10 protein-coding genes are annotated in these 8,205 nt (G+C 70.1%); 2 read left to right on the top strand and 8 right to left on the bottom strand.

Translation table 11 applies throughout. The annotated features are described in order from the left end of the window. Together R6V09_RS40115 and R6V09_RS40110 are read right to left on the bottom strand one after the other, a co-directional pair. Positions 1-1,375 (bottom strand): flotillin family protein (locus R6V09_RS40115; protein ID WP_442810230.1); only part of this gene is annotated, 1,375 nt, incomplete at its 3' end. A 105-nt stretch (positions 1,376-1,480) separates the two neighbouring features. Beyond that, on the bottom strand, positions 1,481-2,110 hold the full coding sequence (locus R6V09_RS40110; protein WP_317886419.1) for a hypothetical protein: 630 nt from the start codon (positions 2,108-2,110) through the stop codon (positions 1,481-1,483). 251 nt (positions 2,111-2,361) lie between these two features. On the opposite strand from R6V09_RS40110, the gene R6V09_RS40105 reads away from it, so the two are divergent. Then, positions 2,362-3,420, top strand: a complete 1,059-nt coding sequence (locus R6V09_RS40105) for a PucR family transcriptional regulator (RefSeq protein ID WP_317886418.1) — start codon at positions 2,362-2,364, stop codon at positions 3,418-3,420. 306 nt (positions 3,421-3,726) lie between these two features. On the opposite strand, the gene R6V09_RS40100 is transcribed toward R6V09_RS40105, so the two are convergent. From R6V09_RS40100 to R6V09_RS40075, 6 genes are all read right to left on the bottom strand, one after another. Then, positions 3,727-4,056 carry an SCO5918 family protein gene (locus R6V09_RS40100; protein WP_317886417.1) on the bottom strand — a complete coding sequence of 110 codons (330 nt, stop codon included), beginning with the start codon at positions 4,054-4,056 and terminating at the stop codon, positions 3,727-3,729. Between the two features lie 177 nt (positions 4,057-4,233). Continuing rightward, the gene (locus tag R6V09_RS40095) at positions 4,234-4,437 is read right to left on the bottom strand and encodes a cold-shock protein (RefSeq protein WP_019063123.1); all 204 of its coding nucleotides are present in this window, start codon (positions 4,435-4,437) and stop codon (positions 4,234-4,236) included. A 211-nt stretch (positions 4,438-4,648) separates the two neighbouring features. After that, positions 4,649-4,975, bottom strand: a complete 327-nt coding sequence (locus R6V09_RS40090; protein ID WP_019070316.1) for a MerR family transcriptional regulator — start codon at positions 4,973-4,975, stop codon at positions 4,649-4,651. Positions 4,976-5,120: 145 nt separating this feature from the next. Further along, positions 5,121-5,798, bottom strand: a complete 678-nt coding sequence (locus R6V09_RS40085) for a hypothetical protein (RefSeq protein WP_317886416.1) — start codon at positions 5,796-5,798, stop codon at positions 5,121-5,123. A gap of 183 nt (positions 5,799-5,981) precedes the next feature. After that, positions 5,982-6,746: a TIGR03943 family putative permease subunit gene (locus tag R6V09_RS40080; RefSeq protein ID WP_317886415.1), complete on the bottom strand. Its 765-nt coding sequence runs from the start codon at positions 6,744-6,746 to the stop codon at positions 5,982-5,984. Then, the gene (locus R6V09_RS40075; protein WP_317886414.1) at positions 6,743-7,840 is read right to left on the bottom strand and encodes a permease; all 1,098 of its coding nucleotides are present in this window, start codon (positions 7,838-7,840) and stop codon (positions 6,743-6,745) included. Before R6V09_RS40075 ends, R6V09_RS40080 begins: the two co-directional genes overlap by 4 nt. Before the next feature lie 180 nt (positions 7,841-8,020). Here R6V09_RS40075 and R6V09_RS40070 point away from each other — a divergent pair. Then, positions 8,021-8,205, top strand: a 185-nt coding sequence (locus R6V09_RS40070) for a hypothetical protein (RefSeq protein WP_317886420.1), incomplete at its 3' end; no start/stop codon positions are given.

Below are 8,205 nucleotides of genomic sequence, written 5' to 3'. Positions count from 1 at the left end.
CCTGGACCTCGGCGAGTCCGGCCGCGGCGGCCTCCGCCTGGACGCCCTCCGCGAGCCGGAGCTTGGCGCGGGCGTCGAGGTCGGCGGACTTCAACCGGGCCTCGGCGAGGGTGAGTTGCTCACCGGCGCGGTGCTTGGCGGCCGCCTCGGCGGCCTCGGCCCCCTTGATGTCCTTGACCAGCTTCTCCTGCGCCTCGGCCTCCGCGGCGATGATCACGGCTTGCCGTGTCCGCTCGGCCTCCTCGACCACCCGCAGCTTCTTGATGGCCTCCTCCTGTTCGGCCACCGTACGGTCCACGGCGATCCGTTCCCGGACCACGTCCGCGACCTCGCGCCGCTCGACCTCGACCTCCTTGTCACGGGCGATCCCGGACAGCGAGGTCTCCCGTTCGCGGGCGATGACTTCGAGGAGCCGGTCCTTCTCGATGCGCTCGTTCTCCACGGCGATGACCCGCTCGCGGTTCTTCTGCGCGACGGCGATCTCGCGGGCCTGGTTCTCGCGCTGGACGCCGAGTTGCTCCTCGGTACGGAGGAACGCGGCCTGCGCGCCCAGCCGTTCCTCCTCCTGAACCTTCGCGGTAGCGGCCTCCTCGCGCGCCCGCAGGACCTCCACCTCACGGCGCTGCTTGATCTCCGCCTCGGCCTGCCGGCGCTCCAACTCCAGGATGGTCTCCCGGGCGTCGACGTTCTGCCGGGTGATCTCCTTCTGCTCGGTGCGCTGGAACTCGTTGGTGCGCACGTGCTCGATCGTCGTCAGCTCGGTGATCTTGCGGATGCCCTGCGCGTCCAGGATGTTCTGGTTGTCGAGCTGGGTCATCGGCGTCTGTTCGAGGAAGTCGATGGCCGCGTCGTCGAGGTGGTAGCCGTTGAGGTCGGTGCCGATGACCTGGATGATCCGGTCCCGGAACTCCTCGCGCTTGGTGTAGAGATCGACGAAGTCCAGCTGCTTGCCGACGGTCTTGAGCGCCTCGGAGAACTTCGCGGCGAAGAAGTCCTGGATCGCCACCGGGTCGCTCGCGGTCTGGGTGCCGATGGCCTGCGCGACCTTGATGACGTCCTCGACGGTCTTGTTGACCCGCACGAAGAAGCTGATGTGGATGTCGGCCCGGATGTTGTCCTGGCAGATCAGACCCTCCCGCCCGGTGCGGCGTATCTCGATCGTCTTCACCGAGATGTCCATGAACTCGGCCTTGTGCAGCACCGGCAGGACGACCGCCCCGGTGAAAGTGACGTCGACCTTCTTCGTCTTGGAGACGATCAGCGCCCGCCCCTGCTCCACCTTCCGGAACAGCCGTCCGACCACAAGCAGCAGGGCGAGCGCGATGAGCAGGACTACGGCGACGAACACACCGATGCCCACGGTGATGGCGTTCATGACATGGGTCCCCAAGGGATGAGAAGGGTGATGAAACGGGCGTGGGCCAACAGGGGTTGACCAACAGGCGTAGGCAACGGCCGTGGGCCAACAAGCGTTGGCGGTCTATCCCGTCTTGCCGGGACCGGTCCTCGGGTCCAGCGCGCTGTCGTAGGGCGCGACCCAGAAGAACTCGCCGGACTCGTCGTAGGCGTAGAGCAGTCCGGTGCTGCCGCCGGCGAGGGCGTCGTTGCCCGTCTGCCGGACCTGGACCACCGCGGCCGAGCCGTCCGCCGCCCTGACCTCGGCCTGCCCGAACCCGTGGTCCACCCGCCCGGTGCGAACGGTGCAGGTCAGCCCGACGAAGTCCAGCCGGGACGGCCCGTGTTCGTCGGGAAACAGGCGGTGCAGGGGCCGTACGAGCAGCTTGGTCGTCTGCCAGGAGACATACCCCGTGCCGATCAGCACGGCAGCCCCGACCAGGACGCCGGCCGGGCCCGAAGGGACCAGCAGCACGCTCGCGCAGAAGCTGATCAGCCAGCCGACGGCGACGAACAGCGAGAAGGCGAAGGTCACCGGGACTCCGCCGAGCCACCGGCCGTCGGAGTGCGCACGGGAGTGGGCGTGAAGGTGGGCGTGCCCGTGGGCGTCGGCCGCGCCGAGCGCGACCAGCAGCCAGTAGAGGACGACCACGACGAGCGCCGCGGTGAAGACGACGGCGGGAAAACCGGTCGCGGCAGCGATGAACGCCCCCATGATCCCGGCCCCCCGTTCCCTTACTCGTCACTCGTCCTTGACATCCGACAGGGACTCGCGGATCGCGGTTCTGGTGCCGGAAACCTGCCGGTGTCCGGCACCCGAACCATCCGTGGTGCTCCCCTGGCGCCATGGTGCACGCGGGGTGCACGCCCGCGCATTGCCGGAACCCGGCAGTGTTCATTAGGGTCTTGATGCCGGTGACGCGCTAAGAAAGCGTCACCAGGGCGTCAAGAAAACAGGGGGCGGCGTTGCCGGAGCGCGGAATACCTGAGCAGTATCTGACGGGGTACGCGCAGCTCCTGGCGGAGGTCGCCGTCACCGGACGCCGCCTGACCCGGGCCGAGTTGGAGGCCCGCCGCACCCTGGGCGAACACGCGGCCGAGGCCGGACACGGACTGCGCGCCCTGGTCAGCGCCCATCTCGCCGCCACCCGCGCGGCCTGGCCGGAGACCCCCAGTTCCGCCGACTGCACACTCGCCGCCGTGCAACAGGTAGTCGACGCCTTCACCGAGGGCTACGAACGCGCCCAGCGTGTCGCCGTACGCCAAGAGGAAGCGGCCCGGCGGGAGTTCATCGACGACCTCCTATACGGCCGCAGCGACCTGGGCCGACTGGCGGAACGCGCCGAACGCTTCGGGCTGCGCCTCTCCCACACGCACGCCGTCGCCGTCGTCCAGGGACCGACGGCCTACGACGAGAGCGCGCCGGTGCCGCGTCAGGTGGAGCGCGCGATGATCAGCCGTTTCGGTGACCGCAACATCCTGCTCACCACGAAGGCCGGCCGGATGCTGTGCGTCGCGCCCGGCGACCAGGACGACATCCTCACCCACTTCGCCAAGCAGTCGTACGCGGCGGCGGAGGGCGCCCGGGTCGCGATCGGCCGACCGCAGCCGGGCGCGGGCGGGATCGTCCACTCGTACGAGGAGGCCCTGAACACCCTCGAACTGGCCGAGCGGCTCACCCTGGAGGGCCCGCTGCTGCGCGCCGCCGACCTGCTGGTCTACCCCGTGCTCACCCGTGACCGGCAGGCCATGGCCGACCTGGTCCTCGACGCGCTGGGCCCGCTCACCAAGGCGCGCGGCGGCCCGCGTCCCCTGCTGGACACACTCTCGACGTACTTCGACTGCGGCTGCGTGGCCGCGGAGGCCGCCCGGCGACTCTCCCTGAGCGTGCGCGCACTGACCTACCGTCTGGAACGCATCCACCAGCTCACCGGCGCGGACCCGGCGGACCCCGGCCAGCGGTACACGCTCCAGACGGCGGTCATCGGCGCACGCCTGCTGGACTGGCCGGACAAGGAGTTGTGAGGCGGGGCGCCGGCCGCTGGGCGCAAGGCGGGTCTTCGAAGTCGGGCTGTGCGTGGGAACGTTCTGCGGCACGGGGGGTGAGGCGCGAAAGTGTGACACTCGGTGCTGAAGTGTCACACTTTTGCGGGGAAGGTCCCCTCCGGCGGGTGCCGGTAAGGGCCGCACCGCTCAAGTTCGAAGACCCCTCAAGGCGCACAGGGCTCCGGCCGCAAAACAGCTGGGCGCAGAAAAAAGCGACCCCGCGCCCGGATGATTCGTCGGCGGCGTGGTCGCTTGGGGGATGCGGAGGTGGTGGGGGCGGAGGCGTCAGCCCAGGGTGGTGCCGATGTACGAGGTTGATTCGGGGCCGGAGTCGGACTCGGCGGGCGGTGCGGCGGGCGCGGGGGTGGCCGGCGCGGGCGGCGTCTCGTGGCAGGTGAAGCCGAGGCGGGTCAGGGCCCGGGTCACCTCGAAGGCCGTGAAGTCACGACGGTCCTGCTTGGTGATCACCTCGCCGACCTGCTTGACCGGGTACAGCTTGCGGCTGATGACGGCGCAGGGGCCGCTGACGGGCTGCTCCGGGCGGATGCCCTTGAGCATCTCCTCCACCTCGCTCTTCGTCAGATCGAAGGGGTAACGGGCGATCACGCAGCGCATGGTGCCTCACCAAGGGGTTCGAGCGGGAGGAGAGGGGAGGATTTCTCCTCGGGGAAAACCGAGCAGCCGGAGAACGGCGGAAGAACGGTGGGTGGCCGAAGAACGGCGGCTAAATGAGCAGATACGAAAAGGGACCCGCACCCAAGGTGCGGGCCCCTGTTTCGCAGCTTCGCGTGCTTAGGCGGGAACGATGTTCTCCGCCTGCGGGCCCTTCTGGCCCTGCGTGATGTCGAAGGTCACCTTCTGACCTTCCTGCAGCTCGCGGAAGCCCTGGGTGGCGATGTTCGAGTAGTGGGCGAAGACGTCAGCGCCGCCGCCGTCCTGCTCGATGAAGCCGAAGCCCTTTTCCGCGTTGAACCACTTCACGGTACCGGTGGCCATGTCTTAACTCCTAGGCAGTGCACGAGATCCGCACTTTACGAATCTCCTCCATCGCCGTGATGATCACCTGCCCGGAGAACCGGTTCAAAATTGGCAACCACAACTGCAACTGAAGTCAGCCTAGCACGGAACCCATTTCCGCGGCGGCGGAATTGTGTGGGAAAAGCGCCGCCCGAAACAGTGAATTTCTGTTTCGCCGACATCAGATTTTCTACCGATGAGACGAACGGCGCAGCTCCTCGTTGACGCGCAGCGCCTCGTCCAGCCGGTCCTCCAGGCTGATGATGCGGCAGGCGGCCTCGATGGGCGTCCCCTGGTCGACGAGCTCGCGCGCGCGGGAGGCCGTGCGGAGCTGATGACGCGAGTAGCGGCGGTGCCCGCCGTCCGACCGCGTCGGCGTGATCAGCCCGGCCTCACCCAGTGACCGGAGGAAACCGGGGGTGGAGGCGATCAGCTCGGCGGCCCGGCCCATGGTGTAGGCGGGGTAGTCGTCGTCGTCGAGCCGGTCGGCCGCGGGCTGCTGGCTTTCTGCGGGCATGTACACCTTTCCTGCGGACCACCGGAGAGCGACAGTCCGCCGCCGGGGAGCGTGTTTCCCCCTACGGGAACTCTAGTCGCACCCGGGGAATCTCTGTCGCGGCGAGCACAGATGTCCTGACGCCCGTGAACACCGGTTGACGCGCTCAGCGGCCGAGGAGCAGTACCCGGCAGGCCCCGGCGGGCGGCTGCGGATCACGCGCTTCCGCTACGACGTCCCGCCAGCCCCAGGCCCGGTACGCCGTCAGCGTCTCGGTCTCGGTGCCGGGCACCAGGGCGACGCCGAGGGCCGGCGCGTGATCGGCGAGCAGCCGGCGCTGCAGGCGCCGGGCGAGGTTCCACTCCCGGTCCTGGTAGTGGGTGCGCACGCCGGGCGGGACGACGATCCCGGAGACCGCGAAGAGCCCGCCGGTGACCGCGAGGCCGCGCACGGTCCGGGGCAGGCGGATGTCGCACCCCTGCCACCACGGATCGGCACCGCGCACGGGGAAGCCGTAGGCGAAGGCCGTCAGCGTGGTGTTCTCGGCGATCAGCAGGGTGAACCCGGGCCGCCGGACATCGCCCGCGAGCCTGCGCAGGAAGTCGGCGCGGGAACGGTTCCCGGAGCGGGTGCCGCCGCCGGAGGTCTCCTCGTACAGATCGCCCAGGTCCTCGAACCGGTCCTCGATCTGGCGTCGGCTGAGCGGGCGGACGCGGTCCCCCTGCCGGGGAGAGGGGCCGCGCTCCCGGCCGGGCGACCACGGCTGCTCCCCGTGGGCCGCGTCGGCACCGCCGTGCCTGACGAGGTCCGCGGTCATCGGCCGACCGGGCACATTCACGGTCATGGGGCGAGCCCTGCCCCGGGTGCGGACACGTCCGCCCCGGCGTCGTCCTTCGCCGAGGACGGCACCGGCGCGATCCGGCACACGAGAAATCCTCGGTCCCTTCACGGTACGCCCGCGGAGTGCGGCACGGCCTGGGGCCGGGACCCGGCAGCCCCGCGCGCTACGGCCCCGCGCCCTAGCGCGTCACTGGTTCCAGCTCTCGTCGTACGGGTCCTTCGGGGTCGGGACCGGCTTGGCCTGGGTGACCTGGAAGTAGGGGATGGGGCGGTTGTTGACGGGGTCCTTGGTCTGCTTGGCGGAGTAGGTGCCGGTGACCAGCAGCCAGGTGTCGGGCTGCAGGACCGGTGGGATCTTGCCGGTCAGGGCGATCTTGACCGGCTGGGCGTCGGCGGCACAGCAGTTGAGTGCCATGCGGACGAGGTAGGGGGCGCCGGACTTGTCCAGGGCCACGAAGCCGGTGACCTTGAGCTGACGGTCGCCCAGGGAGTGCCCGTGGTCGTAGACGGCGCGGGTCGCGTAGTCGACCAGACCGAGAGTGAGCGGGTTGTCGGAGGGGAGCTTCGAGAGGCCGTAGGGCTGCTGGATGGCCGTGCCCGTGCGGACCGCGCTGTACGAGCCGAGGGCCGGCGGGGCGACCAGGATGAGGGCGAAGAGGGGGAGCAACAGGAGCCAGGAGATACGGGGTTCGCGGTGCACATGCCCATGACCGGGCTCGGGCTCGTGGCTGTCGTCCGGCACCGGAATGTCTGCGTGTGCCTTCTCCGCCCGCGCCCGGCGCCACTCGTACCAGGCCGTCGCCAGTGCCGCCACGATGAGTACCCCGCCGGAGAGCAGCAGCAGCGGCTGGAGGCCTGCCTTGACGTAGCGCAGGTAGAGGTTGGTGAGGCCGGCGTGCAGCAGGGCCGTGCCGATCAGGAACAGGACCGCCGCCTGTGCCTGCCGGCTCACAGGAGCACCGCCGAGGTGACGACCGCGCCCGCGATGGCGAGGACGAAGGTGGCGGGTGCGAAGCGCATCGCGAAGCCGCGCCCGAACGTGCCCGCCTGCATGGCGAACAGCTTCAGGTCGATCATCGGGCCCACCACCAGGAACGCGAGTTTCGCCGTGAGCGAGAACTGGGTCAGCGAGGCGGCCACGAACGCGTCCGCCTCCGAGCAGATCGACAGCAGGACGGCGAGTATCGAGAGGGCGAGGATCGCCACCACCGGGTTGTCGGCCGCCGTACGCAGCCAGCTGGCCGGCGCCACCGCCTTGAGCGTCGCGGCGGACATCGCGCCGAGGACGAGGAATCCGCCGGCCTGCATCACGTCGTGCCGCACCGAGCCCCAGAACGCGGCCCCCTTGGTCTCCCCCGCGTGCGGCTCGTGGGCGGGCAGCTTCAGCCAGTCGGTGCGGCCGATCCGCGTCCACAGCCAGCCCATCACACAGGCCACGAGCAGGCTGCCCGCGAACCGGGCGAGGACCATCTCCGGGTTGCGCGGAAAGGCAACGGCCGTCGCCGTCAGCACGATCGGGTTGATCGCCGGGGCGGAGAGCAGGAACGCGATCGCCGCCGCCGGGGTGACACCCCGGCGCACCAGCGCCCCGGCCACCGGCACGGACGCGCACTCGCAGCCCGGCAGGATCGCCCCCGCCATCCCGGCCACCGGTACGGCGAGGACGGGATTGTTCGGCAGCGCGCGGGTGAACCACGTGGCCGGCACGAACACCGCGATGGCCGCCGACAGCAGCACGCCCAGCACCAGGAAGGGCAGCGCCTGGACGACCACGGCCACGAACACCGTCATCCAGCTCTGCATCACGGGCGCGGACAGTGCCGTACGGATCGGCCCCTGGGCCAGCACCACCAGGAGCAGCACCATGGTCAGCGCGAGCGGCGAGTTGAGCTGCCAGCCGTCCTTGCCGTCCTTCGAGGCCTTGCCGTCCTTCGAGGGCTCCTTGGCCGGCGCGTCCGGCGTCGCGGGCACGGGCGGCTGCTGGGGCGGTTCCGCGGTCGGCGGAGTCTCCGTGGTCGACGCGGCTGGTTCGGTGGTGATGGCCACGGGTGTGCTACCTCCGGCAAGTGCGGGGTTTCGCGAGTTTTGCTCCCTGTCTCTGCATACGGCAGTCGGGGCACGGGTGTTCAGCGGAATACTGGAACCACCCGCCTCCTTGGGGCAGTCTTTCCCCTCGTGGCGAGCAGCGTTCCTCATCAGACCCCGCCGGGCACCGCTCGGGCACACATGGTGGTGTGCGGCGACGACGCGCTCGCGCACCGGCTCGCCGCCGAACTGCGCACTGTCTACGGCGAACAGATCACCCTCGTCGTACCGCTCTCCGAGGCCACCTCCGGGCCGCCGGTCGTGGGGCGTGCGCGTGCGGCCTCGGTGGCGCTGCGCGACCGGGTCAACGCGGCGGTGGCCAGGGC

The organism is Streptomyces sp. W16 (assembly GCF_033194735.1).
In the GTDB taxonomy this organism is placed as follows: domain Bacteria; phylum Actinomycetota; class Actinomycetes; order Streptomycetales; family Streptomycetaceae; genus Streptomyces.
Note: the sequence above shows the minus strand (reverse complement) of the source record. Positions and strands in the feature narration are given on the sequence as shown.

Excerpts from the sequence above, each read along its gene's own strand:
- R6V09_RS40110 (WP_317886419.1), bottom strand. The coding sequence starts at position 2,110 with ATGGGGGCGTTCATCGCTGCCGCGACCGGTTTTCCCGCCGTCGTCTTC.
- R6V09_RS40100 (WP_317886417.1), bottom strand. The coding sequence starts at position 4,056 with ATGCGCTGCGTGATCGCCCGTTACCCCTTCGATCTGACGAAGAGCGAG.
- R6V09_RS40095 (WP_019063123.1), bottom strand. The coding sequence starts at position 4,437 with ATGGCCACCGGTACCGTGAAGTGGTTCAACGCGGAAAAGGGCTTCGGC.
- R6V09_RS40090 (WP_019070316.1), bottom strand. The coding sequence starts at position 4,975 with ATGCCCGCAGAAAGCCAGCAGCCCGCGGCCGACCGGCTCGACGACGAC.
- R6V09_RS40085 (WP_317886416.1), bottom strand. The coding sequence starts at position 5,798 with ATGACCGTGAATGTGCCCGGTCGGCCGATGACCGCGGACCTCGTCAGG.